The 26,620-nt window shown below is 68.2% G+C and carries 26 protein-coding genes; 8 read left to right on the forward strand and 18 right to left on the reverse strand.

The window, feature by feature from the left end:
* Nucleotides 1-40: 40 nt before the first annotated feature.
* The 3 genes from CMO28_RS00530 to CMO28_RS00540 form a co-directional block, all read right to left on the reverse strand.
* On the reverse strand, nt 41-1,036 hold the full coding sequence (locus tag CMO28_RS00530; protein ID WP_296708052.1) for a BMP family protein: 996 nt from the start codon (nt 1,034-1,036) through the stop codon (nt 41-43).
* Nucleotides 1,037-1,257: 221 nt separating this feature from the next.
* Nucleotides 1,258-2,166: an alpha/beta fold hydrolase gene (locus CMO28_RS00535; protein WP_296708054.1), complete on the reverse strand. Its 909-nt coding sequence runs from the start codon at nt 2,164-2,166 to the stop codon at nt 1,258-1,260.
* Between the two features lie 115 nt (nt 2,167-2,281).
* Entirely contained in the window at nt 2,282-2,875 is a 594-nt protein-coding gene (locus CMO28_RS00540; protein ID WP_296708056.1) for a DedA family protein, read from the reverse strand.
* Between the two features lie 184 nt (nt 2,876-3,059).
* Here CMO28_RS00540 and CMO28_RS00545 point away from each other — a divergent pair, with 184 nt between their 5' ends.
* Nucleotides 3,060-3,947: an alpha/beta hydrolase gene (locus tag CMO28_RS00545; RefSeq protein WP_296708058.1), complete on the forward strand. Its 888-nt coding sequence runs from the start codon at nt 3,060-3,062 to the stop codon at nt 3,945-3,947.
* Between the two features lie 4 nt (nt 3,948-3,951).
* Here CMO28_RS00545 and rfaE1 read toward each other — a convergent pair whose 3' ends face one another.
* Both rfaE1 and CMO28_RS00555 read right to left on the reverse strand, forming a co-directional pair.
* Entirely contained in the window at nt 3,952-5,466 is a 1,515-nt protein-coding gene (gene rfaE1, locus CMO28_RS00550; RefSeq protein ID WP_296708060.1) for a D-glycero-beta-D-manno-heptose-7-phosphate kinase, read from the reverse strand.
* 40 nt (nt 5,467-5,506) lie between these two features.
* Nucleotides 5,507-6,121: an SIS domain-containing protein gene (locus tag CMO28_RS00555; RefSeq protein ID WP_296708062.1), complete on the reverse strand. Its 615-nt coding sequence runs from the start codon at nt 6,119-6,121 to the stop codon at nt 5,507-5,509.
* Nucleotides 6,122-6,307: 186 nt separating this feature from the next.
* Between CMO28_RS00555 and CMO28_RS00560 the strand changes: the two genes are divergently transcribed.
* On the forward strand, nt 6,308-6,739 hold the full coding sequence (locus CMO28_RS00560; protein ID WP_296708064.1) for a cupin domain-containing protein: 432 nt from the start codon (nt 6,308-6,310) through the stop codon (nt 6,737-6,739).
* 9 nt (nt 6,740-6,748) lie between these two features.
* On the opposite strand, the gene rfaD is transcribed toward CMO28_RS00560, so the two are convergent.
* Entirely contained in the window at nt 6,749-7,735 is a 987-nt protein-coding gene (gene rfaD / locus CMO28_RS00565; RefSeq protein WP_296708066.1) for an ADP-glyceromanno-heptose 6-epimerase, read from the reverse strand.
* Nucleotides 7,736-8,000: 265 nt separating this feature from the next.
* On the opposite strand from rfaD, the gene CMO28_RS00570 reads away from it, so the two are divergent.
* On the forward strand, nt 8,001-8,252 hold the full coding sequence (locus CMO28_RS00570) for a hypothetical protein (protein WP_296708068.1): 252 nt from the start codon (nt 8,001-8,003) through the stop codon (nt 8,250-8,252).
* Nucleotides 8,253-8,340: 88 nt separating this feature from the next.
* On the opposite strand, the gene CMO28_RS00575 is transcribed toward CMO28_RS00570, so the two are convergent.
* Nucleotides 8,341-9,006, reverse strand: a complete 666-nt coding sequence (locus tag CMO28_RS00575) for a YjbF family lipoprotein (protein ID WP_062769378.1) — start codon at nt 9,004-9,006, stop codon at nt 8,341-8,343.
* A gap of 282 nt (nt 9,007-9,288) precedes the next feature.
* Between CMO28_RS00575 and cysD the strand changes: the two genes are divergently transcribed.
* Nucleotides 9,289-10,092, forward strand: a complete 804-nt coding sequence (cysD, locus tag CMO28_RS00580; protein ID WP_296708070.1) for a sulfate adenylyltransferase subunit CysD — start codon at nt 9,289-9,291, stop codon at nt 10,090-10,092.
* A gap of 91 nt (nt 10,093-10,183) precedes the next feature.
* Nucleotides 10,184-12,043, forward strand: coding sequence for an adenylyl-sulfate kinase (gene cysC / locus CMO28_RS00585; RefSeq protein WP_296708199.1), 1,860 nt, complete (start codon nt 10,184-10,186; stop codon nt 12,041-12,043).
* Nucleotides 12,044-12,104: 61 nt separating this feature from the next.
* Here the strand turns inward: cysC and CMO28_RS00590 are convergent, their stop codons facing one another.
* The 8 genes from CMO28_RS00590 to CMO28_RS00625 form a co-directional block, all read right to left on the reverse strand.
* Nucleotides 12,105-13,646 carry a class I adenylate-forming enzyme family protein gene (locus CMO28_RS00590; RefSeq protein WP_296708072.1) on the reverse strand — a complete coding sequence of 514 codons (1,542 nt, stop codon included), beginning with the start codon at nt 13,644-13,646 and terminating at the stop codon, nt 12,105-12,107.
* 41 nt (nt 13,647-13,687) lie between these two features.
* Entirely contained in the window at nt 13,688-14,485 is a 798-nt protein-coding gene (locus CMO28_RS00595; RefSeq protein WP_322111277.1) for an SDR family oxidoreductase, read from the reverse strand.
* A gap of 8 nt (nt 14,486-14,493) precedes the next feature.
* Nucleotides 14,494-15,639, reverse strand: coding sequence for a thiolase C-terminal domain-containing protein (locus CMO28_RS00600; RefSeq protein ID WP_296708076.1), 1,146 nt, complete (start codon nt 15,637-15,639; stop codon nt 14,494-14,496).
* On the reverse strand, nt 15,636-16,055 hold the full coding sequence (locus tag CMO28_RS00605; protein WP_296708077.1) for a Zn-ribbon domain-containing OB-fold protein: 420 nt from the start codon (nt 16,053-16,055) through the stop codon (nt 15,636-15,638). The genes CMO28_RS00600 and CMO28_RS00605 overlap by 4 nt, the downstream gene beginning before the upstream one ends.
* Complete coding sequence (locus tag CMO28_RS00610; RefSeq protein ID WP_296708079.1) at nt 16,052-16,966, reverse strand: MaoC/PaaZ C-terminal domain-containing protein; 915 nt, start codon at nt 16,964-16,966, stop codon at nt 16,052-16,054. Before CMO28_RS00610 ends, CMO28_RS00605 begins: the two co-directional genes overlap by 4 nt.
* Before the next feature lie 92 nt (nt 16,967-17,058).
* Nucleotides 17,059-18,207 carry a CaiB/BaiF CoA transferase family protein gene (locus CMO28_RS00615; protein WP_296708081.1) on the reverse strand — a complete coding sequence of 383 codons (1,149 nt, stop codon included), beginning with the start codon at nt 18,205-18,207 and terminating at the stop codon, nt 17,059-17,061.
* A 27-nt stretch (nt 18,208-18,234) separates the two neighbouring features.
* The gene (locus CMO28_RS00620; protein ID WP_014744214.1) at nt 18,235-18,684 is read right to left on the reverse strand and encodes a MarR family winged helix-turn-helix transcriptional regulator; all 450 of its coding nucleotides are present in this window, start codon (nt 18,682-18,684) and stop codon (nt 18,235-18,237) included.
* Between the two features lie 140 nt (nt 18,685-18,824).
* Nucleotides 18,825-19,730 carry an SDR family NAD(P)-dependent oxidoreductase gene (locus CMO28_RS00625; protein WP_296708084.1) on the reverse strand — a complete coding sequence of 302 codons (906 nt, stop codon included), beginning with the start codon at nt 19,728-19,730 and terminating at the stop codon, nt 18,825-18,827.
* A gap of 169 nt (nt 19,731-19,899) precedes the next feature.
* Here CMO28_RS00625 and CMO28_RS00630 point away from each other — a divergent pair, with 169 nt between their 5' ends.
* From CMO28_RS00630 to CMO28_RS00640, 3 genes are read left to right on the forward strand one after another with little or no spacing between them, the layout of a single operon-like run.
* Nucleotides 19,900-21,051, forward strand: coding sequence for an acyl-CoA dehydrogenase family protein (locus CMO28_RS00630; RefSeq protein ID WP_296708087.1), 1,152 nt, complete (start codon nt 19,900-19,902; stop codon nt 21,049-21,051).
* Entirely contained in the window at nt 21,048-22,631 is a 1,584-nt protein-coding gene (locus CMO28_RS00635; protein WP_296708090.1) for a class I adenylate-forming enzyme family protein, read from the forward strand. The genes CMO28_RS00630 and CMO28_RS00635 overlap by 4 nt, the downstream gene beginning before the upstream one ends.
* Complete coding sequence (locus CMO28_RS00640; RefSeq protein ID WP_296708091.1) at nt 22,628-23,431, forward strand: enoyl-CoA hydratase/isomerase family protein; 804 nt, start codon at nt 22,628-22,630, stop codon at nt 23,429-23,431. The genes CMO28_RS00635 and CMO28_RS00640 overlap by 4 nt, the downstream gene beginning before the upstream one ends.
* Before the next feature lie 72 nt (nt 23,432-23,503).
* Here the strand turns inward: CMO28_RS00640 and CMO28_RS00645 are convergent, their stop codons facing one another.
* From CMO28_RS00645 to CMO28_RS00655, 3 genes are all read right to left on the reverse strand, one after another.
* Nucleotides 23,504-24,844, reverse strand: coding sequence for a TRAP transporter large permease (locus CMO28_RS00645; RefSeq protein WP_296708094.1), 1,341 nt, complete (start codon nt 24,842-24,844; stop codon nt 23,504-23,506).
* A 4-nt stretch (nt 24,845-24,848) separates the two neighbouring features.
* Nucleotides 24,849-25,355, reverse strand: coding sequence for a TRAP transporter small permease (locus tag CMO28_RS00650; RefSeq protein ID WP_296708096.1), 507 nt, complete (start codon nt 25,353-25,355; stop codon nt 24,849-24,851).
* Nucleotides 25,356-25,433: 78 nt separating this feature from the next.
* The gene (locus CMO28_RS00655) at nt 25,434-26,492 is read right to left on the reverse strand and encodes a C4-dicarboxylate TRAP transporter substrate-binding protein (protein ID WP_296708101.1); all 1,059 of its coding nucleotides are present in this window, start codon (nt 26,490-26,492) and stop codon (nt 25,434-25,436) included.
* Nucleotides 26,493-26,620 lie beyond the last annotated feature (128 nt).

The raw sequence follows: 26,620 nt of genomic DNA on the forward strand, positions 1-26,620 counted from the left end.
CCCGCCCCTCTCAAGGTGGTTCATGCCTGGGTGTCGCGGCTCACATCGTGGGCTTCGGCTCGGCGTCGTTCACCTCGACCGTGAAGCTGCCATCCAGGATCGCCGCCTTCTTCGCCTCGACCTTCGCCTTCAGCTCCGCCGGGATCTTGTCCTCGAAGGTGCCATAGGGGGCAAGCGAGGCGCCGCCCGGCTTCATGTTGGAATAGTGGCCGTAATCCTCGGCCTTGAAGCTCTTGGCCTTCACCGCCGCGATCGCCGCGTCGATGGTGGGTTCCATGTGCCAGAGCGCCGAGGCGACGACGGTGTCGGGATACTGGGCCTGGGTGTCGATCACGTTGCCGATCGCCAGCACGCCGCGCTCCTTGGCGGCGTCCGACACGCCGAAGCGTTCGGCATAGAGCACGTCGGCCTTGCGCTCGATCATCGCGAAGGCGGCTTCCTTGGCCTTCGGCGGATCGAACCACGAGCCGATGAAGCTGACCATGAACCTGACGTCCGGATTGACCTCCAGCGCGCCGGCCATGAAGGCGTTCATCAGCCGGTTGACCTCGGGGATCGGGAAGCCGCCGACCACGCCGATCACGTTCGACGTCGTCATGCCGCCCGCGATCATGCCGGTCAGATAGGCCGGCTCCTGGATGTAGTTGTCGAAGACCGAGAAGTTCGGCGCCTGCGGCTTGAAGGACGAGCCCATCAGGAAGGCGGTCTCAGGATAGTCGCGGGCAACGCGGCGGGCGGCCTGTTCCACGGCGAAGGCCTCGCCGACCACCATGTCGACGCCCTTTTCGGCATATTCACGCATCACGCGCTCATAGTCGGCATTCGAGACCGACTCAGACCATTCATAGTCGATGTCGCCGCGCTTGGCCGCGGCATCGAGGGCGATGTGGATGCGGCTCACCCACTGCTGCTCGATCGGCACGGTGTAGACGCTGGCGACCTTGATCTTGTCGGCGGCCGATGCCTCGGCGGCGGTCAGGGCCGCCAGGGCGACCGAAGCGGCAACGGCCGCGGCCTTGAGCTTTGCGAGCAACATGGACGAGCGATCTCCGAAGGGTGTCGCGGAACTTGCATGATAACGCAAGGACCGGGCCAGTACCGCCAAAACCGCAGGCCGCCGCGTGGGAATCCGGCGGCCCGGGGCATGACCGGCGGTAACTGCCTGCGGCATGGGCAGCGGCTGCGCCGGATCGCTCGAATTTTGACCAAATGGTCTCTAATTGGAAGGACGAAATGTTCCGGGCCGGACCCGGCGGTTCAGCGGCCGCCGCCCATGCCGAGCACATCGCCGTCATCCGCCGCCTGTTCCGCATCCCGGACCGGCCATCGACCATGTTCCGTGGCGGCGAAGAAATCGGCGAGCAGGCGATTGACCAGCTCCGGCTCTTCCAGATTGGCGGCGTGGCCGGTCATCGGCAGCACGGTCAGCCCGGCCGAGGGCAGGGCTTCTTTCAGGAACAGATTGGCGCGGATCGCCGGGGTGTCGGTATCGCCCACGATCAGCAGCACCGGCACCGTCATGGTCCGGAACCGGTCTTCCAGGGCGAAAAGCGACGGCCGGCGGGCCTGGTAGCGGCGCAGCGTCAGTGCCGCGCCCAGCGGCGAATGGTCCAGGAACACCCGGAAGGCTTCGTCCGCGCCGCGCGGATCCTTGGTCGCGAAGGGCCGGCGGCCGGGGGAATTCATGTAGCTCCGCCCTGCGGCTTCCAGCCCGTCGGCCAGAATCCGGTCGGCCGTGGCCTCGCAATTGGCGGCAAAGCTTTCGCGCAGCTCGGGCTCGGCGCCATAGCCCGCCCCGATCGCGGTGATCGACAGGGCGCGCGCGGGATGGGTCAGGCCGAAATGCAGCACCGCGAACCCGCCCATGCTGCATCCCACCAGATGGGCCCGATCGATGCCGAGGCCATCCATCACCGCCCGGATGTCGTCGACGGCCATCTCCTGGCCATAGGCGTCGGGCTCTTCGGGCACGTCCGAGGGCGGATAGCCGCGGGCGTCATAGGCGATGACGCGGTGGCTGCGGGCGAAGCGCCGCATCTGCGGCTCCCAGCTCCGCCGGTCGCCGGCGAATTCATGCACGAAGATCACCGGCTCGCCCCGGCCCGCCTCGATCACATGCAGCCTGACCGGTCCGTTGGCGACGAAGCGCCCCTCGATCCCATCCATCCGGGCATCCTCCTCATGCGGCTGCGTGGACGCCCTGCGGCAGACCCGCGCCTGTTCTGGTGGAGGGGCAGGATAGATCGGGCATGCGCCTGTGGCCAGGGGCGCCCGCGGCTGGTCATCCCCGGCGTGTCACCACGCGATAGACATAGACCAGCACCAGTGCCGCGACGATGACCTTCGAGGCCGGGTCCATATAGGCGGCGACCAGTTCGTACTGGCTTTGCAGTGCATAGCCTGCGCCGGCCAGCAGTGCGGTCCAGATGGCGGAGCCGGCCGTGGACCAGGCCAGATAGCGGGGCAGTGGCATGCGGGCGATGCCGGCCGGGACCGAGATCAGGGTGCGGATGGCGGGGATCAGCCGGCCGAAAAACACCGCGCTGCCGCCATGACGCTCGAACCAGCCATTGGCCTTGTCGACCTCGTCGGGCGATACCGTCGCCCACCGGCCCCAGCGTTCGGCCAGGCGGCGGATGCGGGCCAGGCCGAAGGCGCGGCCCAGCCAGTACCAGGGCAGGGTGCCCGCCACCGATCCCGCCGTGCCGGCGGCGATCACGCCCAGGACGTCCAGCTCGCCGCGCGCCGCCACGAAACCTGCCAGCGGCATGATCAGTTCCGAGGGGATCGGGGGGAAGATGTTCTCCGCCGCCATCAGCAGAAAGACACCGATATAGCCGGCGGAGGATACCGTCGACACGATCCACTCGAACATGAAGGCTCCGTCGTTGATGAGGCGAGCCCGCGTCAGGTGGGCACAGGTGACGGGAGGGACAAGGCCGGTCACCGAAAAGCCCCGGTCATCGACGAAGCCGGGTGCCACTTCGCCGCAGCCAGCGGCCGCGCGGGACGTTATCGTAGATCGATACCGTTGAACCGCCTGGAATGTTCCCGCAGCCATGACCGATTTCGAACCCCGCCCCGCCATCGATGCCGAACGCGAATACAATGCCCGGGCCGCCGTGCCCGATCACGCCCGGATCTTCGCCCGTTGGGCGGCAGAGGCCGCGGCGGCCCGGCAGGATTTCGAACGGGCGGGCCTGTTGCGGCGCGGGCTGGTCTATGGCCGGCGGGCGGATCAGCTGCTGGACCTGATCCTGCCGCCGTCACGCACCGGCGCCGGACCGGTGCCGCTGATGGTGTTCTTCCATGGCGGCTACTGGCAGGCCATGGGGCGGGACGATTTCACCCATCTGGCCCGGCCCTATGTCGCGCGCGGTGCGGCGGTGGCGGTGGTGGACTACACCCTCTGCCCGGCGACCACGGTGGCCGGCATCACCGCGGAAGCGCGTGAGGCGGTGCTGCTGCTCTGGCGTCTGGCGCCGGTGCTGGGCATCGACCGCAGCCGGATCGTGGTCACCGGCCATTCGGCGGGCGGGCAGATCGTGGGCCAGCTGGCCGCCACGCCCTGGCAGGCATATGCCCCCGAGATCGAGGGCAGCCCGATCGCCGGCGGCGTCGCGATCAGCGGCGTGTTCGATCTGGAGCCGCTGATCGGCACCACCATCAATGCCCGGCTGGGCCTGACCCCCGCCACGGCACGTGCCGCCAGCCCGCATTTTGCCGTGCCGGGCCCGGATACCCGGCTGGTTCTGGCAGTGGGCGGAGATGAATCCGCCGAGTTCCATCGCCAGAGCCGGGATTTCGCCCGCCGCTGGTCGGCTGCGGGCGCGCGTATCACCACCATCGATCTGCCCGGCCGCCATCACATGAGCGCGGTGGAGGCCCTGGGCGAAGACGGCCATCCGCTGGCCGGGGCGACGCTTGGGCTGATGGGGATCGGCTGACGCGTCAGTCGCCGCCGGCGGCGATGCGGGCGACGGTGGCCGTGGTCGAATGGCCGGGCAGGATCGGCACGATCATCACCCGACCGCCGCGGGCGGTCACCACATCGGCGCCGACCACGGTTTCGGGCGTGTAATCGCCGCCCTTGACCAGCAGGTCGGGGCCGATCGCCCTGATCAGCTCGGCCGGGGTTTCTTCGGCGAAGATCAGCACCAGATCGACATCGGCCAGCGCCGCCAGCACCGCGGCGCGGGTCTCCTGGTCCTGGACCGGCCGGGTCGGGCCCTTCAGCCGCCTGACCGAGACATCGGCATTAACCGCCACCACCAGCCGGTCGCAGGCGGCCCGTGCCCGGGCGATGACGTCCAGATGGCCGCGATGCAGCAGGTCGAAACAGCCATTGGTGACGCCGACCTTCAGGCCTTCCGCCTGCCAGGCGGCGGTCAGCCGTGCTGCCGCGGCGGCATCGGTGAAGACCGGCGCATGACGGGCCGCACCGCCGGCTGCGACCGATTTCGCCTCGGCATCGCCCGCCACGGCCGCCCGCACCTCGGTGGGAGTGACCGTGGCGGTGCCGAGCTTGCCGACCACCACGCCGGCGGCGGCATTGGCGTACTGGACCGCATCGACGATCGATCCGCCGGCCGCAAGGCCGCAGGCCAGGGCCGCCACCAGCGTATCGCCGGCGCCGGAGACGTCGAACACCTCGCGCGCCCGGGCCGGCAGATGTACCGCCGACCCGTCGGCGCCCACGACGCTGACGCCATGGGCGCCGCGGGTGGCGACCAGATAGGGAAAGCCGTTGGCGCGCACCAGCCCCAGGGCGGCACGGGTCACGGCATGATCATCGGCCGGGTCGACCGGTTCACCCGCTGCGGCTGCGAGTTCGACCGCGTTCGGGGTCAGCACCATGGCGCCCCGATAGCGACTGAGATCCCGCGCCTTGGGGTCGACCACGACCGGCCGCCCTGCGGCGGCACAGCGCGTCATGATCGCGGTCACGATGTCGGGGGCCAGCACGCCCTTGCCGTAATCCGACAGCAGCACGATACCGGCATCGGCAATCGCCGCGTCCACCGCCGCCAGCAGCCCGGCGCGGGCGGCCGGCGACAGGCGGCCGGTGCCGTCTTCGTCCGAGCGCAGCAGCTGCTGGCTTTGCGCCACATAGCGGGTCTTGACGATGGTGCCGCCCTCGGGGTCGACGGCCAGATCGCCGCTGATCCGGGCTTCGGCATCGAACAGGCCGCGCAGCTCGTCGGCTGCGGCATCGGGCCCGACCACCGCCACCAGCCGGGCGGTGGCACCGAGCGAGGCGACATTGCGGGCGGCATTGCCGGCGCCGCCGATCATGGTGGTGCGGCGGTCGACCCGCAGCACCGGGATCGGCGCCTCGGGCGAGATCCGCTCCACTTTGCCATAGACGAACCGGTCGAGCATCACATCGCCGATCACCGCCACATTGACCGCAGCGAAGCCACGGTCGAGATCGAGGAAGTCGGCACGGGCGGGGCGGATCGTCATCGGGTCGGGGTCCGGTCTGAAAGGTGGGGCAATGTGCCGGTCAGGCGCGCGGTTCGTCGGCCACCAGGCCGAGGCCGATTTCGAGCGCGCCGCAGAGCATCTGGCCCAGCATGATGTGCATCTCCTGGATGCGGGCGGTGGTCTCGCTCGGCACCACCAGGGCCAGATCGGCGCGGCTCAGCGTGTCGCCGCCGTCGCGGCCGGTGAGGGCGACGGTGGTGATGCCGGCAGTGCGGGCCGCATCCAGGCCGATCAGCACATTGGGGCTGCGGCCCGAGGTGGTGATGCCGACCGCCATGTCGCCCGGCCGACCCAGCGCCAGGATCTGGCGGGCGAAGAGCTGATCGAAGCCCATATCATTGCCGATGGCGGTGAGTGCCGAAGTATCCGTGGTCAGCGCAAGGCCGGCGATCGGCGCGCGGTCGCGGCGGTAGCGCACCGCCAGCTCGGTCGCCAGATGCTGGGCGTCCGAGGCCGAGCCGCCATTGCCGAAGAACATGATCTTGCCGCCGCCCTGGATCGTGGCCAGCGCCATCTCCACCCAGCGGATGAAGGGCTGCTTCAGGGCCGCGCGGGTGCGGGCGGCGACCTGTGCATGTTCCTCCAGTTCTGCATCGAAGAAGGCGTCGGCATCGAAGGCGGCGTCGAGATCCATGAGCCCGGTCCTGGCTGATCGGCCGGCCATCTGCCGGCTGCGGCCACGATAGGGGGCGGGGCCGCAGGTGACAAGACGCGGCCATCGCTCGAACGCTCGTTTGACGCCGCCTCCCCGGCAGCCGATGATCATGGACAAGGGAACATGCCGCCGGACGAAGCGGCCGCCAGGGAGGACAGAACCGTCATGACCGTCGCCACCGCCACGACCACACCCGCAGATGCGCCGGCAGATGCATCGGAGGCGGGCCCGCGGGTCACCATCGCCCGCGCCGCCGAGGGGCATTTCGAGGGGGACGGACTCAGGGCCTTCTTCACCTATCGCGACCTTGCGATCGGCACCGCCACCCGGGGCCGCTTTCACGCCCATGTCATCCGGGCCTCGGAAGCCGTCACCGGCGGCACCGGTCGCCATGCCCACGGGCTGGACTTTCAGATGGTCTACGTCCTGAAGGGCTGGGTGCGGTTCTGGTACGAAGGCACCGGCCAGGTGACGCTGGCCGCCGGCGACTGCGTCTATCAGCCGCCCGGCATCGCCCACGAACTGGAGGCCGGCTCCGACGACCTCGAAATGCTCGAGATCACCTCGCCGGCCGAGTTCTCGACCACGGCCGTCTGAGCCCCCCGGTCAGACATAAGGATCGGCGCTCAGCAGATAGTCGCGAACATAGGATGCGATGCCGTCCTCAAGCTCGGTCGTCGGCCGGGTGAAGCCGGCGGCGCGCAGGCGCCCGATCTTCGCCTCGGTGAAGTACTGATACTTCTCGCGCAGATGCTCGGGCATGTCGACGAACTCGATTTCGGGGGTCAGGTTCATCGCCGCATAGACGGCGCGGGCAAGGTCGGCGAAGCTGCGGGCCTTGCCCGAGCCGACATTGAACAGGCCGCTGGCTTCGGGTGTCTCCAGCAGCCATTCGACCACGGCCACGCAGTCGCCCACCCAGACGAAGTCCCGCAGCTGCCCGCCATGGGGATAGTCGGGGCGGTGGCTGCGGAACAGCCGGGCATGGCCGCCGTCGCGGATCCGGCAGAACACCTGATGGGCGACGCTGCGCTGGCCGCCCTTGTGGTATTCGTTCGGCCCGTAGACGTTGAAGAATTTGAGACCGGCCCATTGCGGCGGCAGGGCGGCCCCCCGTGCGCGGAGCGCGGTGATCCGCCGGTCGACCATGTGCTTCGACCAGCCATAGGCGTTCAGCGGCTGCAGGCCGGCCAGTGCGCCCGTCTCGCCGTCGTCGTCGAAGCCCAGCGCGCCGTCGCCATAGGTGGCGGCCGAGGAGGCATAGATCAGCCGCACGCCATGGCGCGCGCACCAGTCGACCAGGTCGAGCGTCAGCCGGATGTTGTTGGCGACGATCACGTCGGCATCGCGCTCTTCGGTCGAGGAAATGGCGCCCATATGGACCACGGCCTCGATCTCGCCTGCCCGTGCGTTCAGGAAATCGAAGATCCGCTCAGGGGCCACCACATCGGCAAGCGCACGCTTGGCGATGTTGCGCCACTTCTCGTCGGTGCCCAGGGTATCGACCACCACCAGGTCGTCATGGCCCCGGGCTTCAAGCCCGGCCAGAATGTTGGAGCCGATGAAGCCGGCGCCGCCGGTCACGACGATCATGGCATTTCTCCTGCACTGCTGCGCCTTCTGTCATACCGGCCCTGCGCCGGTCGGCGTTTCTGCATAACCTGTTGCATCTCTGCAATCAATCGGCCCGTGCCGCGGAAAACTCACACCTGCGGCCCCGCCCCGGGGGTGGACTCGCGCCCCCTGTGCAATGCAGCATGGGTATTGCGACACGGTATCGGGTTGCCCGGCGGCACGCGCGTGCCGTATAACTGTTAACGCTAGCACCTACCCCATGGGGAATATCGGAGATCATATCATGATCAAGACCTCGATCCGCGCTCTTGCGGTCGCGCTCGCTCTCGCGGGTTCGGCCGGCATCGCGCTGGCGCAGACTCCGCCGCCGGCGAACAACAACGACGACGAAGCGGGCTATCTGTTCGACGACGAGCTGACCGGCCTGGCCGTCGGTGGTGGCGCTGCCGCCGCCGTGGCGATTGCCATCATTGCTTCGGACGACGACAACAGCGGCTCGTCGACCTCGACCTCGACGGCGACCAGCACCCGCTGATTGCCTGTCGGCGCGACGACGGAAAGGGCGGTCCCGCAAGGGGCCGCCCTTTCTTGTTGCGGTAGAGATGCTCGTGCGGAGTGCGGTGTTACGGGATCCGCGCCGGCCGCAGCAGGGTGATCTCCATGTCGCCCAACTCGCGGGACAGGCGCTGGGTGCTCCGCCAGATCCGCTTGCTGTCGGGCTCGTACCAGTAGCGGTTGGTGTATTGCCAGCCGAGTGCCTCGACCGTGCAGCTTTCGTCATAGACCACGGTGCCGAATTCGTACTTGCCCACCTTCACCGGCTCCTGGCCGACCTCCGCCAGGCTGCAATCGGCCCGTGCGCCGTAAAGGCGCCGGTCGGGCATGTCGAAGATCCGGACATAGGTACCGGCACCGGCGGCGGCGGGCACCGGCGTCCGGGCGCCAGGCGGCAGGCCGTCGAAGCGGATCACCCGCACATCGTCGGGCAGGCCGACCGTACGCACCAGGATGCCGTTGCGGGTATGGATCTCGGCCCGGTCGCGGGCGCGCCAGATCAGCGTGCCGTCGCGGGTGTCCGCCAGCGCCACACGGGCCGATCCGCGGCCGAATTCCACCAGGATCGCCGCCACCGGCAGCTTGTCGACATCGATCTCGTCGGCAGATGGTGCCGATTGCGGGAAGAACACCGCATCCAACGTGTCGAAGGGGGCCGGCAGCTCCCCCTTGTCCGTGCAGGCGGCGAGCAGCAGGGCCGGCAGCAGGAGCAGGATCGAACGGATGTGGCTCATGGCAGAACGGCTCATGTCAGGCGGGCCCTCTGGTCGCATCGCATGGAAAGCGCGCCAAAGCTACAGCATCCGCGCCCGCGATGCAGCATCCGCCCCCGGCATCAAAAACACAAATATTATTGGTTAAATAAATCAATATCCGATTAGGGCCTGGACAATCTGTCGGGAACATGATTTCTGTGGGGCCGGAAACCACATCCACCGCCCGCACCCGAACCCCGCCCGCCTGTCCGCCAGCCTCGTTCGCCGACGCCAGCCTGGGCATGAGGAGCGAAGGATTCCATGGATCATCTCGACCGTCTTGAGGCGCAGAGCATCTACATCCTGCGCGAGGCGTTCAACCGCATCGACAGGCTCGCCATGCTGTGGTCGATCGGCAAGGACAGCAATGTCATGGTCTGGCTGGCCCGCAAGGCCTTCTTCGGCCATGTGCCTTTCCCCGTGCTCCACGTCGACACCTCGTACAAGATCCCCGAGATGATCGAATTCCGCGACCGGATGGCGCGGGAATGGGGGCTGAACCTGATCGTCGGCCAGAACCGGGCGGCGCTGGATGCGGGTATGAACCACACCCGCGGCCGCGTGGTCTGCTGCTCGGCGCTGAAGACCGAGGGGCTGAAGTCGCTGCTCGACACCCACGGCTTCACCGGCGTCATCGCCGGCATCCGCCGCGATGAAGAGGGCACGCGCGCGAAGGAGCGTGTGTTCAGCCCGCGCGGCCAGGACAATGCCTGGAACGTCAAGGATCAGCCGCCGGAGTTCTGGGACCAGTTCAAGACCGAATTCCCGGCCGGCACCTCGGTGCGCATCCACCCGCTGCTCCACTGGACCGAGGTCGACATCTGGCGCTACATCCAGCGCGAGGAGATCCCGGTGGTGAACCTCTATTTCGCCAATCAGGAAGGGCTGCGCTACCGCTCGCTCGGCTGCGCGCCCTGCACCCTGCCGATCCGCAGCACGGCATCGACCGTGGCCGAGATCGTGGCGGAGCTTGAGACCACCCGAACCTCCGAGCGCGCCGGTCGCGCCCAGGACAAGGAATCCGAAGATGCCTTCGAGCGCCTGCGCGCCGAAGGCTATATGTGATCGGGACGGAGCCCAGCCCATGACTGCCGATACCCTCCAGCCCGTCCTGGCACAAGACGACGATCTGCGCGCCGAGGTCGAGCGCCGGCTGATGCGCATCGTGATCGTCGGCCATGTCGACCATGGCAAGTCGACCCTGGTCGGCCGCCTGCTCAACGACAGCGGCTCGCTGCCCGAAGGCCGGGTCGATGCCATCCGCGCGATGAGCGAGCGCCGGGGCATGCCCTTCGAATGGTCTTTCGTCATGGATGCGCTCAAGGCCGAGCGCGACCAGGGCATCACCATCGATTCGGCCCAGATCTGGTTCAAATCCGCGCGCCGCGACTACGTCATCATCGATGCGCCGGGGCACAAGGAATTCCTGAAGAACATGATCACCGGCGCCGCCGCGGCCGAGGCCGCGGTGCTGGTGATCGATGCGGCCGAGGGCGTGCGCGAGCAGTCGCGCCGCCACGGCTATCTGCTGCACCTGCTGGGCCTGCGCCAGATCGCGGTGGTCGTCAACAAGATGGATCTGGTCGGCTACGACCAGGCCCGTTATGACGCCGTGGTCGCCGAATATACCGACTATCTGGCCGGGATCGGGGTGACGGCCACCCATTTCGTGCCAGTGGCGGCGCGCGAGGGTGGCAACATCGTCGAGCGTGCCGCCGGCACCATGCCCTGGTACAGCGGGCCGACCGTGCTGGAGGCGCTGGACGGTTTCGTGCCGGCCCCGGCGCTGGACGACCGGCCGCTGCGCCTGCCGGTGCAGGACGTCTATAAATTCGACGAGCGCCGGATCATCGTCGGCCGGATCGAAAGCGGCCGGCTGGCGGTCGGCGACACGATCATGGTGTCCCCGGCCAACAAGACCGTGCGGGTGCAGACGATCGAGCATTGGGGCAAGGGCGTGCCGCCGGTGGTGGCCGGGACCGGCCGCAGCGTCGGCATCACCTTCGACGAGCAGATCTTCATCGAACGCGGCGACGTGATCAGCCATGTCGAGATGCCGCCGGTCGAGACCGACGTGTTCCGCGCGCGGCTGTTCTGGCTGGGCCATACCCCGCTCACCGTGGGGTCTGGCTACCTCATGAAGCTCGCCACCCGTCAGGTGCGGGTGACGGTCGACCGGATCGAGAAGGTGATCGATGCCGGCAGCCTGGCCGGGGCGGATCAGGGGGATGGGCCGCAGCTGGTGGAACGCAATGCGGTCGCCGAAGTGGTGCTGCGGTCGCGCGGCCTGCTGGCGCTGGATGAATTCCGCGACCTGCCCAATACCGGCCGTTTCGTGCTGATCGAGGATTACGACACCGTCGGTGGCGGCATCATCTCGATGGACGGCTATCCCGACCAGCGCAGCGCCGTGACCCGCAAATCGACCAACATCACCGCGGTCGAACACCGGGTAACCGCCGATGCGCGGGCGCGGCGCAACGGACATACCGGTGGCGTCCTGTGGCTGACCGGCCTGTCGGGGGCCGGCAAATCGACGCTGGCGATCGAGCTGGAACAGCGGCTCTTCGCCAAGGGCTATCAGGTCTTCGTGCTCGACGGCGACAATGTCCGCCACGGCCTGAACGCCAATCTGGGCTTCAGCCCCGAGGACCGCACCGAAAACATCCGCCGGGTGGGCGAGGTCGCGGCCCTGTTCGCCGAAGCCGGCTTCCTGGTGCTGACCGCCTTCATCTCGCCCTACAGGGCCGATCGCGAGCGGGCCCGGGCCGCGGCCGGGGCGGGCTTCCACGAGGTCCATGTCCGCGCCGATCTGGATGTCTGCGAGGGCCGCGACCCGAAGGGGCTCTATGCCAAGGCGCGGCGCGGCGAGATCCGCGACTTCACCGGCATTGATGCCCCTTACGAGCCGCCGGCGGCACCCGAACTGGTGGTGGATACCGGTCGTCTGTCGATCGAAGAGGCGGTGCAGTCGGTGATGGACTATATCGAGCGGCGCTTCGCCATCACCCGCTGATGGCGGTACCCTTGAACGTAGAATGCCCCGGCCTGCAAATGCGGGCCGGGGCGTTCTGCGTTCAGGCGGTCGCCTTCGCCCAATAGGGCGCGCGCAGTTCCCGCTTCAGCACCTTGCCGATCTCGCTGCGCGGCAGGCTGTCGCGCAGTTCCACCGCCGACAGCCGCTGGGTCTTGCCCAGCTGCGCATTCGCGTGGTCGCACAGCGCCTGGGGCGTGGCATCGTGGCCCGGCCGCAGCACCACCAGGCCGAGCGGGGTTTCCCCCCAGGCATCGCTCGGCACGCCGATCACCGCCACATCGGCCACGGCCGGGTGGCTGCGCAGCGCCGCTTCCAGGTCGGTCGCATAGATGTTGAAGCCGCCCGAGATGATCATGTCCTTCTTGCGGTCCAGCAGCTGCAGGAAGCCGTCGGCGTCGAAACGGCCCATATCGCCCGAGCGTATGAAATCCAGCCCCTCCGGGCTCCGCCAGATGATCTCGGCGGTTTTCTCTGGCTGATTGTGATAGCGCTGCATCATCGCGCCGGAGCGGCCGACGATCTCGCCGAAGGCCCCCGGCGGCAGTTCGTTGCCGTCCTCGTCGATGATCCGGATATCGGCACCGGGCGAGGGGCGGCCGACGGTGTCGAGCTTGTCGGGATGGGCCGCGCAGTCGAGCATCACCGACACCCCGCCTTCGGTCATGCCGTAGAGCTCGATCAGATTGCCGGGCCAGCGTGCCATCACCTGCGCCTTCATCGCGGCCGGCAGCGGCGCCGAGGTGGAGAATTTGCAGATGAAAGCAGAAAGATTGGCCGCGTCGAAGTCGGGCGTGTCCATCAGCCGCGTGTATTGCACCGGCACCAGCACGGCATGGGTCACATGTTCGACCTGGGCGACCTCCAGGAAGCGCGTCGTATCGAACCTGCTCATCGAGATCAGAGTGGCCCCGCTCGCAAGCGTCGGCAGGGCCAGGAACAGCGTGGTGTTGGAATAGAGCGGCGTCGAGATCAGCGACCGCGCGCCCGGCCTCACGCCATACTGCGCGACCCGCCCGGCCTGGCGCGCCCGGAAGCGCTGGTCGTGCACGATGCCCTTGGGCGCACCGGTCGTGCCCGAGGAATAGATCATGTTGATCAGAGCGGTGGGCCGCACGTCGACCGGCGGGATGGGGCGGGCCCAGCTGATCCAGTTTTCCAGCGCTTCGACCATCACCAGCTCTTCGGCACCAAGCTTGCGGGCCGTGTCGGCATGGGCGGCCGAAGCGAACAGGATGCGGGCACCGCAATCCTTGAGCATCAGTTGCAGCGCCGCCTCGGTGGCGCTCCAGGGCAGCGGCACCACGCAGGCGCCGGCGTGGATGATCGCGCAATAGACCGCGATATGTTCAACCGAGTTCGAGGCGAGAGTTGCCACCATGTCGCCACGGCCGATGCCGTGCATCGTCAGCCCGCCGGCAATGCGGGCGACCAGTTCTGCGAAACTGCCCCAGTCGAGGCGGCGGTTTTCGTCGATCACCGCCGGTGCGCCCGGGAAGCGGGCGGCATTGGTTGCCAGACGACGGGCAAAGCCGATGAAGGCTTCGCCCGGAATCTCGGGCGGAATCAACTGTGGCTGAGGCATGATGGCGTTTCCCTGGTCTTGTCAGTTGAGTTCAGATCAGATCAGACCCCGACGACGTCGGCAAGCCGGCCGGGCATCGGGTTCAGGATCGCCCCGCCATCCACCGGGATCACTGCGCCGGTGATCCACGAGGCGCGGTCTGAGGCGAGGAAGCCGCAAAGCTCGGCGACATCCCGTGTGGTGCCCATGCGCCGAAGCGGGATGGCGTCCATCTTGGCGCGCGCGCTCGCGGCGTCGGGCATCAGCCGGCGCACGCCCTCGGTATCGGCGATCGGCCCCGGGACCACCGAATTCACCCGCACCCCCGCCGGGCCCCATTCCAGCGCCAGTGTCCGGGTGATCATGTCGACCCCGGCCTTGGCGGCGCAGACATGGGCCTGGCCGATCATGGCAACGCTCGCCTGTGCGGCCGAGACGTTGATGACCACGGCCCCCGGCTTCCTCAGATGCGGCCAGGCCGCCCGCATCACGTGATGGGTGCCGAGCAGGTCGATCTCCAGCACCGCCCGGAAGCCGTTGGAGCTGATATCGGCGGCGCGGGCGACGAAATTGCCCGCAGCGCCCGAGACCAGCACATCGATTGGCCCGAAGCGGTCGGTCGCGGCGGCGAGCGCCGCCTCGACCGCCGCCGCATCGCGGACATCTGCGGCGATGCCCTGGGCCTCGGCGCCGATGCCGGTGAGTTCCGCCACCGCCGTGCTGACTTTGTCGGCGCTGCGCGAGAACACGAAGACCCGGGCCCCTTCCGCGGCGAAATGACGGGCGATGCCCAGATTGATGCCGCTGGTTCCCCCTGAGACCACCACCGTGCGGCCGCCGAAATCCCCGCGCGATCTCAGATCTTGGCTCACCACTGCGCCTCCGAGGTCAGCACGGCGGTCGCCGCGGCCGAGAACATGCCGCCCACGCCATGGACGACCGAGACCTTCACCTCGCCGGCCTGGGCGGGCGAGGTGCCGCGGACCTGGCGCACGCCTTCCTGCAGGGCGAACATGCCGTACATGCCCGAATGGGCATAGCTCAACCCGCCGCCATTGGTGTTCATCGGCAGCCTGCCGCCCGGGCGGGTATGGCCCTCGGCGATGAAGGCTCCCCCCTCGCCGCGGCCGACGAAGCCCAGATCTTCCAGACCGTAGATCGGCAGATGGGCGAAGGCGTCGTAGATCATCAGATGGTCGACATCGGCATGGGTGATGCCGGCGCTTTCGAATGCCAGCCGGCCCGAGGTGCGGAAGGCGCGCGAGGAGGTGAAATCTTCCATCTGCGAGACCATCGGCCCCTCGGCGCTTTCACCGCCTGTCCCGCGCAGATAGACCGGCTTCGTCGGAAAATCCTTTGCCCGCTCGGCCGATGTCAGCACCAGCGCGCCGCCGCCGTCAGAAACCAGGCAGCACATCAGCAGGCGGAAGGGCCAGGCGATCATCCGGCTGTCGAGCACGTCGTCGACGGTGATCGGGTCGCGGAAGCCGGCACGGGGGTGTTTCGAGGCCCAGTCCCGCTGGGCCACCGCCACCGCGGCCAGCTGTTCTTCCGTCAGCCCGTCCTTCGCCATCTTGCGCGCAACCGGCAGGGTGAAGCGGGTCGGCGGCAGGGTGACGCCATAGGGGGTTTCGAATTCCTGCTGCTGCATGGCCGGGAAGATCGGCCGGTGGCCGCGATGGCCGCTGCGACCGCTTTCACCATGGGTGATCAGCACGGTGCGGCACAGCCCGGCCTCGATCGCGGCCGCGGCATGGCGGACATGGGCGATGAAGCTGCAGCCGCCGACCGAGGTACCGTCGAGCCAGGTGGGGGTGATGCCCAGATACTGGGCGATTTCGGCCGCGTCATGGCCGGCGGTGGCGATGCCGTCGACATCGCGGAGGGTGAGGCCGCAATCGGCCAGCGCGTTGAGCGCGGCATCGGCATGCAGCCCGGTCTGGCTGAGTTCGGGGATCTTGCCGAGGCGGGTGGTCTCGGCGGCACCGACGATGGCGATACGGGCGCGGGTCATCGGGCGTCTCCCCGAACGGGCCGGAACTGGGGCACGGTGATCTCGTCGGTACGCCGTTCGAAGGTCACCTCAAGCGGCATGTCGATGGTAAGCGCGGCCGGATCGGCCGGGCAGTCGACGATGTTGGTCATCATCCGCGGCCCTTCCTCCAGCTCCACCGCCGCCACGATGAACGGCCCGTCATAGCCGGGGGCCGGCAGGTGGTTGATGATGAAGCTGTACAGCCGGCCGCGGCCGCTGGCGTCGAAGGTCTTCACCTCGCGGGATCCGCAATGCGGGCAGAAGGGCCGCGGCGGGAAATAGGCGGTGGTGCAGGCCTGGCAGGACTGAAGGACCAGCCGGCCTTCGCGGGCGCCCTCCCAGTAATGCCGGGTTTCGGGCATGGGCTTTGGCAGAGGGCGGTCGGCAAGGCTCATCGCGTGGATCCTTCGGTCGGGCGGCCAGACTCGGCAAGAGGGACAGATTCGGTAAGGCGGGCGCGGCCATGACTGAGCACGGTGACGTCGCGGGCGGGCACGCGGGTGCGGAAGGCGTAATCTTCCGGTCCTTCGCGCCAGATCTCGGTGCGGAGTGTCTCGCCGGGGAAGACCGGCGATGAGAACCGGGCCGACAGCGCGGTCAGCCGGGCCGGATCGCCGCCGCCGGTCGCCTGCAGGATCGACCAGCCGGCGACGCCATAGCTGCACAGCCCGTGCAGGATCGGCCGGTCGAACCCGGCCCCCTGTGCCACGGCCGGGTCGGCATGCAGCGGGTTGGGATCGCCCGACAGCCGGTAGATCAGGGCCGATTGCGGCAGGGTGGCGTGGTCGTGCACGCCATCGGGCGCCCGCTCCGGCGTGGGCTGGGGGGGCCTGACCGGTCCGGCCGGGCCGCCGAAGCCGCCATCGGCACGGGCGAAGCTCGTGACCTCGATGGTGGCGATCAGCCGGCCCGTGGCGGTATCGGTCAGGCGGCGCTCGGAATAGATCAGCGCGCCCCGCCCCGACCCCTTGTCGACGATGCCGGTGATCCGGGTGCGGCCGGTCAGCCGACCGGCGGGCGGCAGGGTGGCATGCAGGGTGATCGCCTGTTCGCCGTGCAGCAGCTGCTGCCAGGTGATGCCGGTATCGGGCTCCATCGCCCAGAATCCGGACGAGCCCAGAACCACGACCATGGTCGGCAGGGCGGCGAAATCCGGGGCGCGTTCATAGGTGACGCCCAGCGCGGCCGGGTCCAGCGGGTCGCTGCCGATGCCCAGACCCAGGGCATAGAGAATGCTGTCGCGATGGTCATAGACCTGTTCGACCGGCGGGAACGCCCGCGCGAGCAGGCGGTCGTGATCGATCATCGTTTCCTCCCGGACGGTTGATCCGTCTTATCAGGCTCAATTTGAGCAAGCTCATCATGCCGGCGCAAGCCGCCGGCGGCGCGCTGGCCGTATCAGCCGGCGTCGGGCAGGCCCAGCCGCGCCAGCAGGGTCGGATCCAGGCCCCAGTCGGCAAGGGCGGTTGCGGTATCCGCCCCCGGCACCGGCGGTGGGGCGGGCAGGGGGGTGCGGGCCTCGGCGAAGCGCGGGGCCGGCGCGGGCTGGACCACGCCGTCGCGGGTGACGAAGATGCCGCGGACACGGTTGTGGGGGTGGTCCGGTGCTTCCATGGGCGAGAGCACCGGCGCGAAGCAGACATCGGTGTTCTCAAGCAGCGCCTGCCAATGGGCACGGGGGTGGCCTGCGAAGGTTTCGGCCAGGATGCGGCGCATCCGCGGCCAGTCCTCGCGCCGGTCCCGATCGCCGAGCCCGGCGGGATCGAGGCCCAGCCGGTCCAGCAGCAGGGCCCAGAATTTGGGTTCCAGCGCGCCGATCGTGATCCAGCCGTCATCGGCGCAGCGATAGACGCCGTACCAGGGCGCCCCGCCATCGAGTTTGTTGTCGGCGCGCCGATCCGACCAGGTGCCGGCGGCGCGCATTGAATAAGCCATGGCCATCAGCGTCGCCGTACCGTCGCAGATCGCCGCATCGACCACGTCGCCCCGGCCGGTGCGGGCGGCTTTCAGCAGAGCCGTGACCATGCCGAAGGCCAGCAGCATGCCGCCGCCGCCGAAATCGCCGACGATGTTCAGCGGCACCGGCGGCGGCCGGTCGGCATCGCCCATCGCCCAGAGCGCGCCCGAGAGCGCGATGTAGTTGAGATCGTGGCCCGCGGCGGCCGCGGCAGGGCCGGTCTGGCCCCAGCCGGTCATCCGGCCATAGACCAGCCGGGGATTGCGGGCCCGGCAGACATCGGGCCCCAGGCCCAGACGCTCCATCACCCCGGGGCGGTAGCCCTCCATCACCGCATCCGAACGGTCGATGAGGGCAAGGGCCGCCGCGCGGCCGGCATCGGTCTTGAGGTCGAGGGCGACGGAGCGACGGCCGCGGGCGAGCACGTCGGTGGCGGCCCCCGGCCGCATGTCGCCCGCCCGCTCGACCCTGAGCACTTCGGCCCCCATGTCGGCGAGCATCATGCCCGCGAAGGGGCCGGGCCCGATACCGGCGAACTCGACCACGCGCAGCCCCGCAAGAGGGGGCGCGCCCGGATCAGTCTCGGTCATGTGTGATACCCGTGCGAGGGGGCCGGTTCAGCCCCGGTTGCACGCCTTCAGCAGGTTCTCGCGCACGAGATCCAGGCGGTCGCGCATGAAGGCGACGTCCTCGTCGCTCATGCCTGCGAAGGCGATCTTGTCGACCTCGCCGATGCAGCGGGTCAGGAACTTGACCGCCGGTTTGGCGAGGTCGGTGGCGAAGACCAGCTTCGCCCGGCGATCCTCAGGATGGGGGCGGCGCTCCACGAAGCCGCGTTCTTCCAGCCGGTCGATCAGCTTGCCGGTGGTGACGGTCGCAATCTCCAGCCGGTTGGCCAGCTCCGACTGGCTGAGCCCGTTCTCGCGCAGCAGATGCACCAGAACCCAGCCCTGGGACATGGTCAGATCATGCGGCTTCAGCAGCCGGTCGAAGATCAGCGCACGAAAGCGTGCGATGTCCTGGAAAACGGGGTTGTCCTTGTCTGCTTTGGCGCGGGCCTTCGACATGCGTGTCATTCCGGCAGAGGGCTTTCTGAGAGGAGCGGTCCCCAATCTATGGCGCAGCGGCGGGGGCGGCAAGCGACCGGCCCCCGATGTTGCAGACCGGGTTGGATCGGGAGGGGCGGAAGCTCAGATTGGGCCGGGGCTCAGACCGGATCCCACGAGAAGACGTCGCCCGAGCGTTCGAGCGGGGTGAAACCGGCGCGCATGGCCGGCAGCGCGTGCGAGAGCACCGTCTCGGCCGTCCAGCCTTCCGAGCGATGGGCCGAGCGCACCGGGCGCGGCTGGCTCATCAGGAAGACCTCGTTGTTGCGCACGGTGAAGATCTGGCCGGTGACGTCGGCTGCCTGGTCCGAGAGCAGGGCCGCGACCAGGGGCGCGATCTTGTTCGGCGTCATTTCCTTGATCCGCTGCACCCGCGCCATCTCGGCTTCGTTGGTTACAGGGATGGTGCCGATCAGCCGGCTCCAGGCGAAGGGGGCGATGCAGTTCGAGGTGACGCCGAAGCGGGCCATGTCGAGCGCGATCGACCGCGACAGGCCGACGATGCCGAGCTTGGCGGCGGCGTAGTTCGCCTGGCCGTAATTGCCGATCAGCCCCGAGGTCGAGGTGAAGTGCACGAAACGGCCCGAGCCCTGCTCGCGGAAATGGCGGGCGGCGGCATAGGAGGTGTTGAACGATCCGTTCAGATGGACCGAGATGACCGCCTGCCAGGCCTCGGGGGTCATCTTGTGGAAGATCATGTCGCGCAGGATGCCGGCATTGTTGACCACGCCGTCGATCCGGCCGAACTGGCGGACCGCGGTCTCGATCATCGCCTCGGCGTCTTCCAGCTGCGAGACGTCGCCGAAATCGGCGACCGCTTCGCCGCCTGCGGCCTCGATCTCGCGCACCACCTCGCGCGCCGGTGCGTCGTCCGCCCCATCGCCCTTGTCGGAGCCGCCGAGGTCGTTGACCACCACTCTGGCCCCCTTGGCGGCGAGCAGAAGGGCGATGTCGCGGCCGATGCCGCGACCGGCGCCGGTGACGACGACGGATTTACCTTCGAGCATGCGTTTCTTCCCTGACTGTCTGGTTTTTCCGCGGAATACGGCCGTTTTCAGCATTCCGTTAGCTGGTTTATAATATGCTTGATTATGATTTTCAAGCTGCCTAACCTCGACCTTGCCCGGCAGGCAGACACGACCGCCGGAGAAAAAACCGCCAGGGAGGACGTCTGGGATGTTCACCAGACAGATTTTCACGGAGGAGCACGAGCTTTTCCGCGAACAGGTGCGCCGTTTCGTCGAGCGGGAGATCACCCCCAACCACGCCGCCTGGGAGAAGGCCGGTGTCGTCGACCGCGACGCCTGGAGGAAGGCGGGCGAGGCGGGTCTGCTCTGTGCCGCCATGCCCGAGGTCTATGGCGGCGCCGGGGCCGATTTCCTGTTCTCGATGGTGGTGATGGAGGAACTGGCGCGGGCGGGGGCGATGGGGCCCGGTTTCTCGCTGCATTCCGACATCGTCGCCCCCTACATCCTTCATTACGGCTCGGACGCGCTGAAGCGGCACTGGCTGCCGCTGATGGCACGGGGCGAGGCGATCGGCGCCGTGGGCATGACCGAGCCTGCCGCCGGATCCGATCTGCAGGGCATCCGCACCACGGCGGTTCGCGACGGCGACGACTGGGTGATCAACGGCCAGAAGGTGTTCATCACCAATGGCGGCAATTGCGACCTGATCGTGCTGGCCTGCAAGACCGACCCCGCGGCCGGCGCCAAGGGCGTCAGCCTGATCCTGGTCGAGGCCGACCGGCCGGGCTTCACCAAGGGCCGGTTGCTCGACAAGGTCGGCTGGAAGGCCCAGGACACGGCCGAGCTGTTTTTCGAGGATGTGCGCGTGCCGGCCGGCAATCTGCTCGGCCGCGAGGGGCGCGGCTTCGTTCAACTGATGGAGCAGCTGCCGCAGGAACGTCTGCTTCAGGCGGTCCGGGCCGCGGCGGCGCTGGAGGCGGCGCTCGACTGGACGGTCGCCCACACCACCGACCGCAAGGCCTTCGGCCGGCCGATCGCCCAGTTCCAGAACACCCGCTTCAAGCTGGCCGAGGTCAAGGCCCAGGCGGTGGTGATGCGGGTCTTCGTCGACCGCTGCCTTGAGATGCATCTGAAGGGAGAGCTGGACGCGGTCGATGCCGCGCTCGCCAAGATGGTCAGCTCAGAAACCCTGTTCCAATGCCTCGACATCTGCATGCAAATGCATGGGGGCTACGGCTATATGTGGGAATACCCGATCGCCCGCGCCTGGGCGGATTCCCGCGTCGGCCGCATTGCCGGCGGCACGGGGGAGATCATGCGCGAGATCATCGGCCGCGCCCTGGTCGGGAGGTCGGAATGATCCGGATCCCCGATCTGCTGCGCAAATACGCCGCAGCATCTCCTGATCGCCGTGCCTTGCATTTCGAGGGGCGCGATTTCACCTGGAGCCAGACCAACGACCGTGTGCACCGTATGGCCTCGGTGCTGCACGGCTTCGGTGTCGGCCCCGGCGACCGGGTCGCCTTTCTGGGCTGGAATTCCCACTGGCTGGTCGAGACCTATCTCTCCCCCTCGGTGATCGGTGCCATCCCGGTGCCGCTGAACCACCGCCTGGGTTTCCCCGAACTGGTCGAACTGATCGCCGACTGCACGCCGAAGATCCTGATCGTCGACCGCCATATGGCCGAGACCGGCGCCCGGCTGATGGCGGCCTGTCCGGCGCTCGACCGGCTGATTTTCGCCGATTGGGAGGGTGCCCATCCGGCCCTGCCGCCCGGCACCCAATGCTATGACGCGCTGATCGCAGCCGAGCCGCCGGTTGCCGAAGACCGTTTCGACCATCTGGCTTCCTGCGACGGCGACACGCTGATCCTCTATTACACCTCGGGCACCACCGGCGTGCCGAAGGGGGTGATGCTGTCGCATCTGAACCTCTTCGCCAATGCCGCCGGCACCGGGCCGCTTTACGAGTTCTCGTCGGACGACGTGCTGCTGCTCTCAGGGCCCCTCTTCCATCTGGGCACCGGGTCTCGGGTCTTTACCGCCCTGGTCTTCGGCGCCGGCATGGTCGTCCAGCCGCGCTTCCGGGTGGACGAGACCATGCAGCTGATCCAGGACTGCCGGGTCAGCACGGTCACCCTGGTGCCGACCATGCTGCGGATGATCCTGGACCATCCCGAATTCGACCGGTTCGACTTCTCGTCGATCCGCTGCTTCACCTATGGCGCGGCGCCGATGCCGGTCAGGCTGATGGAACGCGCGATCGAAAAGGTGCCGGGCGTCACCTTCTGCCAGGGCTATGGCATGACCGAGGCCTCGCCGGTGCTGTCGGTGTTGACCTGGAAGGATCATGTGCCGGGCAGCCGCTTCTTCGACAAGCTGGGCTCGGTGGGCCGGCCGATCCATTACGGCGATCTGCGCATCGTCGATGCCGATGGCCGGCAGCTGCCGGTGGGGGAGGTGGGCGAGATCATCATCCGCGGCCCCCAGGTCATGACCGGCTACTGGAACCGCCCCGACGAGACCGCGCGCGCCATCCGGAACGGTTTCTACCACACCGGCGATGCCGGCTATCTGGATGAAGACGGCTATCTGTTCCTCGCCGGCCGCACCAAGGAGATGATCATCTCGGGCGGCGAAAACGTCTATCCGATCGAGACCGAGAACTGCCTGTCGCGCCATCCGGCCGTGGCCCAATGCGCCGTCTTCGGCCTGCCGGACGAGCTGTGGGGCGAACGGGTGCATGCGGCCGTGGCCCTGCACGAGGGCGCCGAGGCCGATGCGGCGGAGCTGATCGCCTGGTGCCGCAGCCAGATCGCCGACTTCAAGTCGCCGCGCAGCATCGACATCTTCCGCGAGCCGCTGCCGCTGTCGCCCACCAACAAGATCGACAAGACCCTGCTGCGCGCCCGAGCCCTGGCGCTGAAGGAGGAGGCATGACCGAACCGCTCGCGATCGAGCGCAGGGGGGCGGTCGCGATCCTGCGCATGCAGGATCAGGCCACCCGCAACGCCCTGACCGATGCCATGAAGACCGCCCTTGCCGATGCGGTGGCCGGGCTGGAGGCCGATCCGGAATTGAGGGCGGTGGTGCTGACCGGCACGGGGGCCGCGTTCAGCTCCGGCGGTGACCTGAAAGGCATGCTCGCCCGTCATCGGGCGGCCGGTGGTGCGGGCGAGAGCCCCGAGAGCATCGCCGGACGGTTCGAGGTGCTGCATGGCTGGCTGCGCCGGCTGAGGGATCTGCCGGTGCCGGTGATCTCGGCGGTGAACGGCGTCGCCTATGGGGCGGGGTTCGGCCTGGCGCTGACTGCCGACATCGTGCTCGCCTCGGAAGAGGCGCGGTTCTGTGCCTCGTTCTGCAAGCTGGGTGCCGTGCCCGATTTCAACCTGTTCTGCACCCTGCCACGGATGGCGGGGGTGCAGCGCGCCCGGATGATGTTCCTGACCGGCCGCGAGATCGGCGCGCGCGAGGCCGAAGCCTGGGGCATCGTCATGGAGGTGACGGCACCGGACGCCCTGGAAGAGCGGGCGATCGCCATGGCCGAGGCCCTGGCGCTCGCCTCGCCGCTTGCGGTGCGCTGGACCAAACAGGTGACGGGCCGGGCCTTCGATCTGGACGGCGAGGCCCTGCTTGCGGCCGAGGCCCGGGCCCAGGCCGACTGCCTGACCAGTGCCTATCATCTGGAGGCGCTGGACCGCTTCACCCGCAAGCTGCCGCCGCTGTTCCCCGGCGCCTGAGGGTCCGCGAAGGGCGCAAAAAAACAGGGCCGCTCCCGGCCATGGGGAGCGGCCCTTCTTCGTTGCGGGGGATCAGCGCATGGTCAGCGGGACGATCAGCGAGATCGAGGGGATGGCGATCAGCAGGGCCAGAACCACCAGATCCATGGCCAGGAAGCGGGTGATGCCGGCGAAGATCCGCCCGATCTGCACCTTGTCCTCGATCACGGCCGCGAGCACGAAGACGTTGAGGCCGACCGGCGGCGTGATCAGGCCGATTTCCAGCAGCTTCACGATCACCACGCCGAACCAGATCAGATCCATGCCGTAGCTTTCGACCATCGGGATCATCAGCGGCAGGGTCAGCACCATGATGCCCACGGGGTCGAGAAACATGCCGAGCACCAGATAGATCACCACCACCGCCGCCAGAAAGGCCCAGGGGCCGAACTCGGCGGCGCCCACCGCGGTGACCATCTGGTTGGACAGGCCGGTCAGCGAGATGAAGGCGACGAAGGTCTTGGCGCAGGCGGCGATGAAGAAGATCGCGGCGGTGGTCTTCGCGGTCTCGCGCATGGTGGGCACGATGTCGGCCAGCCGCATCCGGCCGCGCCCCAACCCGACCAGGGTGGCGAAGAGCAGGGTGAGGGCAGCGGCCTCGGTGGCGGTGAAGATGCCGCCATAGATGCCGCCGACCACGATGGCGAACATCACCACCGCCGGCCAGGATCGGGCGGCGGCCACCAGCTTCTCGCGAAGCGGGATGGTCTCGGCCGGTACCGGGGCGATCGACGGATCCCGCCGCACCCAGATCATGATCGCGGCCGCATAGCCCGCCATCGACAGCAGCCCGGGCAGGATGCCCGCCAGGAACAGCTGATTGATCGAGGTTTCGGTGAAGATGCCGTAGATGATGAACAGCACCGAGGGCGGGATCAGCGAGCCCAGCGTGCCGCCCGCCGCCACGCTGGCGGTGGCCAGACGCGGATCATAGTTCAGGCGCAGCATTTCGGGCGTGCAGATCCGCCCCATGGTCGAGGCGCAGGCGATCGACGAGCCCGAGATGGCCGAGAACCCGCCGCAGCCGGCGACCGAGGCGATGGCGACACCGCCCGGCAGGCGCACCAGCCAGACCCTGGCGGTTTCGTAGATTTCGGTGGTGATCCCCGCCTTGTGGGCGACGTGACCCAGCGCGATGAACAGCGGGATCATCGACAGGTCGTAGCTGTGCACCAGATCGTAGGTGCTGGCGAAAATCAGCGACAGGGTGGCGCGGATCGCGCGTTCAGGCATGAAGCTGCCGGTCCGCCAGGCGAACAGCAGGAAGATCGCGGTCACCGCGACGCCGCCCAGCGCGAACGAGATCGGCACGCGCAGGGCAAGCAGAGAGAGCATCACGCCGAAGGCGATGATGCCACAGATCCAAAGCTCCATCGGCTCAGCTCCCCTGCGGGTCGGTGCGGGGCGTGTCCCGGCCGCGCAGGGCGGCGGCCAGATCGATCGCCGCCACATGCACCAGGCGCAGCGCGAACATGGCGAGCGCGATCACGAACAGCGCCCGTCCCGGCCATTTCGGCAGGCCCAGATCGCCGGTGAACAGCGCGCCGCTGCCGAAGGCATCGGTGAATTCGCGCCAGCCCGCCCAGAGCAGCGGCAGCACGATCACCAGCCCGACGAGTGCTGCCAGCACCGCCATCCAGCGCGCCAGCGCCGGGGGGAAGAACCGGGCCACCACCTCGATCGCGACATGGGCGCGGGCGGCGGTGGCCGAGGCGAGGGGAAAGAGGATTGCCGGCACCATCAGCTCGCGCACCAGCACCATGGCGTCGGGCACGCCGGCGCCGAAGAAGATCCGGCCGGCGACATTGGCGGTGATCAGCAGACAGAGTGCCACGACCGAAAGCGTGGCGATCGTGTTCATCAGGGTTTCAATGCGGGTCATCATCCGTGGGGCCTCCGCGCCGGGCCGGCCGCCCGTCGCCCGGGGAAGCGCCATGCTCCCCCGGGGCGCCGGGCGCCGGTCTCAGCCGCGCTCCCAGGGGTAGCCCTGCGTGTCGCGGATCTTCGCCCATTTGTCGAGCAGCCGCTTGTATTCGGCCAGCAGCGCCTCGGCATCGAAGCCTTTGGCGGTGGCGGAGGCCTTCCACTGCGTGATCACCGGCTGGGCGGCCTCCAGGATCCGGGCGTCGTCTTCGGCGCTGAGATTGTGGATGACCACCGGCTTTTCGCGGGTGGTCATCTTCTTGATCGCCTCGGCATCCGCCTTGCTCAGCCGCTCGGCGAAGTGGTCGATCACCTCGGCACGCAGCCCCTCCAGCACCTTGCGATGCTCGGGCGACAGATCCTCGAACACGTCGCGGTTCATGAAGGTGGCGACGCTGCTTGCCGGGCTGAGCTTGATCGGGGTCAGGCTGTCGAGCATTTCGTCCAGCTTGGTCGCGACCGCGAAATAGGCATAGGTGGGCGTGCAGTCGATCAGCCCGGTCTCCATGCCCTGGAAGGTGTCGTAGATCGACATCTCGACCATGTTGCCGCCCAGCGCCGAGAAGACCGGCCCATAGACGCCGCCATAGCGCATCTTCATGCCCTTGACGTCGTCGACCGTGGTCAGCGCGTCGTTGCGGCAGCCGATCTGCAGCGGCGAGGTCGCATAGATGCCGAGATAGGCCAGTTTCTTGTCCGCCAGCGCCGTCTGAACGGCGGGATAGGACGATAGGATCTCGTTCATCGCATGCATGGTGACCCAGGGGTCGCGCTCCGACAGCGGCAGGTCGCCCATATACAGCTCGGGGAATTCGGATTCGAGATAGGACCCGACGATCAGCCCGCTATCCGCCACCCCGTTGGAGATCGAGGTCAGCGCGGCATTGGCGCCGAACAGCGCCCCGCCCCAATGGATGTCGAAGGCCAGCTCGCCGCCGCTGCGGCGCGCGGCCTCGCCGATCCACCATTCGGTGGCCTCGGCACGCACGCCGCGGTTCGGCCCGGGTTCGGCATGGATCAGACGGGTCTCGGCTTCGGCGGGCAGAGCCGCCGCAAGCGTGCAGGCTGCTGCCAGAAACGGCCCGGCAAGACGTTTCATCTGTTTCCTCCCTCATTTTTTTTAAGCCGTCACGTCAGATGGTTATCCGCGCTTCGGATCGGAGAAAGATATTAAGCTAATTATCATCTAGCAACATAAATTGTCGCGGATATGCCGGGGAACGACAG

Source organism: Tistrella sp. (assembly GCF_002684955.1).
In the GTDB taxonomy this organism is placed as follows: Bacteria; Pseudomonadota; Alphaproteobacteria; order Tistrellales; family Tistrellaceae; genus Tistrella; species Tistrella mobilis.

Coding starts and splice junctions, on each gene's coding strand:
- CMO28_RS00530 (WP_296708052.1), bottom strand. CDS start 1,036: ATGTTGCTCGCAAAGCTCAAGGCCGCGGCCGTTGCCGCTTCGGTCGCC.
- CMO28_RS00535 (WP_296708054.1), bottom strand. CDS start 2,166: ATGGATGGGATCGAGGGGCGCTTCGTCGCCAACGGACCGGTCAGGCTG.
- CMO28_RS00540 (WP_296708056.1), bottom strand. CDS start 2,875: ATGTTCGAGTGGATCGTGTCGACGGTATCCTCCGCCGGCTATATCGGT.
- CMO28_RS00545 (WP_296708058.1), top strand. CDS start 3,060: ATGACCGATTTCGAACCCCGCCCCGCCATCGATGCCGAACGCGAATAC.
- rfaE1 (WP_296708060.1), bottom strand. CDS start 5,466: ATGACGATCCGCCCCGCCCGTGCCGACTTCCTCGATCTCGACCGTGGC.
- CMO28_RS00555 (WP_296708062.1), bottom strand. CDS start 6,121: ATGGATCTCGACGCCGCCTTCGATGCCGACGCCTTCTTCGATGCAGAA.
- CMO28_RS00560 (WP_296708064.1), top strand. CDS start 6,308: ATGACCGTCGCCACCGCCACGACCACACCCGCAGATGCGCCGGCAGAT.
- rfaD (WP_296708066.1), bottom strand. CDS start 7,735: ATGATCGTCGTGACCGGCGGCGCCGGCTTCATCGGCTCCAACATTCTG.
- CMO28_RS00570 (WP_296708068.1), top strand. CDS start 8,001: ATGATCAAGACCTCGATCCGCGCTCTTGCGGTCGCGCTCGCTCTCGCG.
- CMO28_RS00575 (WP_062769378.1), bottom strand. CDS start 9,006: ATGAGCCACATCCGTTCGATCCTGCTCCTGCTGCCGGCCCTGCTGCTC.
- cysD (WP_296708070.1), top strand. CDS start 9,289: ATGGATCATCTCGACCGTCTTGAGGCGCAGAGCATCTACATCCTGCGC.
- cysC (WP_296708199.1), top strand. CDS start 10,184: ATGCGCATCGTGATCGTCGGCCATGTCGACCATGGCAAGTCGACCCTG.
- CMO28_RS00590 (WP_296708072.1), bottom strand. CDS start 13,646: ATGCCTCAGCCACAGTTGATTCCGCCCGAGATTCCGGGCGAAGCCTTC.
- CMO28_RS00600 (WP_296708076.1), bottom strand. CDS start 15,639: ATGACCCGCGCCCGTATCGCCATCGTCGGTGCCGCCGAGACCACCCGC.
- CMO28_RS00605 (WP_296708077.1), bottom strand. CDS start 16,055: ATGAGCCTTGCCGACCGCCCTCTGCCAAAGCCCATGCCCGAAACCCGG.
- CMO28_RS00610 (WP_296708079.1), bottom strand. CDS start 16,966: ATGATCGATCACGACCGCCTGCTCGCGCGGGCGTTCCCGCCGGTCGAA.
- CMO28_RS00615 (WP_296708081.1), bottom strand. CDS start 18,207: ATGACCGAGACTGATCCGGGCGCGCCCCCTCTTGCGGGGCTGCGCGTG.
- CMO28_RS00620 (WP_014744214.1), bottom strand. CDS start 18,684: ATGTCGAAGGCCCGCGCCAAAGCAGACAAGGACAACCCCGTTTTCCAG.
- CMO28_RS00625 (WP_296708084.1), bottom strand. CDS start 19,730: ATGCTCGAAGGTAAATCCGTCGTCGTCACCGGCGCCGGTCGCGGCATC.
- CMO28_RS00630 (WP_296708087.1), top strand. CDS start 19,900: ATGTTCACCAGACAGATTTTCACGGAGGAGCACGAGCTTTTCCGCGAA.
- CMO28_RS00635 (WP_296708090.1), top strand. CDS start 21,048: ATGATCCGGATCCCCGATCTGCTGCGCAAATACGCCGCAGCATCTCCT.
- CMO28_RS00640 (WP_296708091.1), top strand. CDS start 22,628: ATGACCGAACCGCTCGCGATCGAGCGCAGGGGGGCGGTCGCGATCCTG.
- CMO28_RS00645 (WP_296708094.1), bottom strand. CDS start 24,844: ATGGAGCTTTGGATCTGTGGCATCATCGCCTTCGGCGTGATGCTCTCT.
- CMO28_RS00650 (WP_296708096.1), bottom strand. CDS start 25,355: ATGATGACCCGCATTGAAACCCTGATGAACACGATCGCCACGCTTTCG.
- CMO28_RS00655 (WP_296708101.1), bottom strand. CDS start 26,492: ATGAAACGTCTTGCCGGGCCGTTTCTGGCAGCAGCCTGCACGCTTGCG.